The organism is Thiolapillus sp. (genome assembly GCF_048562965.1).
GTDB classification, from domain to species: domain Bacteria; phylum Pseudomonadota; class Gammaproteobacteria; order Chromatiales; family Chromatiaceae; genus Thiolapillus; species Thiolapillus brandeum_A.
The window spans coordinates 1-1,598 of the sequence record NZ_JBHNMF010000696.1; the positions used below are offsets into that span (position 1 = coordinate 1).

The 1,598-nt window shown below is 57.7% G+C and carries 1 protein-coding gene; it reads left to right on the forward strand.

The window, feature by feature from the left end; translation table 11 throughout:
- A partial coding sequence (gene cas3 / locus ACOCD2_RS19280) for a CRISPR-associated helicase Cas3' (protein WP_419592347.1) occupies positions 1-1,342 on the forward strand: 1,342 nt, incomplete at its 5' end.
- Positions 1,343-1,598 lie beyond the last annotated feature (256 nt).

The window sequence follows — 1,598 nt, forward strand, 5'->3', positions numbered from 1 at the left end:
GGTGCACGCCTACCATGCCTATACATCAGAACCACTGAAACGATTGATCCGTTTTCACGCGGCCTTGGGTGGCAGCGTCATTCTCCTGTCTGCCACACTTACCCGCAAGCAGCGGACTGACTTCATCGCAGCCTTTCAGGGAGTAACACAGGCCGGGCCAAAATCGGTTGAATATCCGCTACTTACCCAGGTGAATACTGGCGAAATTCTTGTGGAGCAATCCGTACCTACCCGCTCATCCGTTGCCCGCAAAGTCACCGTGCACCAACACCGTGATGAAGAGGCTGTCTGCGACGAGATTCGCGCCGCCGTGGAAGCCGGTCAATGCGTGTGCTGGATTCGCAACACGGTTTTCGACGCACGGGAAGCCTGGCGTATGCTGCAAGACGCCGACTGGCTGGACAGCGACAGGCTACACCTGTTCCACAGCCGCTATGCCCTGGCCGACCGGCTGCGTATCGAACAGGATATGCTGGAACGTTTCGGCAAGGCATCAACGCCAGAGCAGCGTAGCGGGCGGGTATTGATCGCCACCCAGGTGGTGGAGCAATCACTGGATCTGGACTTTGACCGCATGATTGCCGACCTCGCGCCCATCGACCTGCTCATCCAGCGTGCCGGCAGACTGCATCGCCACCAGCGGGGAGACCGGGGAACGCCTGTTCTGGATGTGTACGCGCCAGAACCGACCGATGAACCGCAAGCCGACTGGTACAAGGCCTGGTTCCCCAAGGCGCATTACGTCTATCCCGACACACTGGTGCTCTGGCGCACGACCAGATTGTTGGCGGAACAGGGCGGCTGGCGAATGCCAGATGATGCCCGTGATCTATTGGAACCCGTGTATGACGCGGATGGGCTAATTCCTGTTGGTTTGGCGGATAATGCGCAGGAAGTGGACGGCGATACCTATGCTAAACAGGATGCTGGCAAGTTCGCCAGCCTACGCCTGGAAGGCGGTTACCGTAGTGGCCCGCTCTGGGACGAGGAAGCCCGGGTCGCCACCCGCCTTGGGGACGAAAGCCGGACAATCTACCTTGCCCGCTGGCAGAAAGGTCAGCTCACGGCCTGGGCGGATGAAGGGCGCTATCGTTGGGATTTGTCCAGCCTGCGGATCAACGCCAAACCGTTGCAGGAACTGGCGCCAGTGGACGATCCGGCACTGCAACAGGCACTGGCAGACTTGCGGGACAACGAAAAGCTGTTCGATGAGGGCAGTCTTATCGTGCCCTTTGTTGTCGAAGAGGGTACCTGGCGTGCTATTGGGATGACAGAGAAGGGGCAGCAGGTTACGATTGAATATGACGCTGATACCGGACTGGAAATAAGAGGAGCAACCTGAATTGCCCCTCTTATAGCCCCACAAATGTGGGGAACGCGTTTCGCAAACCGACTATACCGGTTCATCCCCACAGGTGTGGGGAATACCGGAGTATGATACAAGCCTATCTTCTGCCTCGTCGATAGATTTTAGGGTACATCCAGTCTCCAAAATCGGTTCGGCCTTCGACAAATTGTTCGTGCCCCAGCCGTCCTGTTCACCCAGCACTGCGTAACAACATCACAAGCTCCGAATGCGGCTCTCGTATAACTGGCCA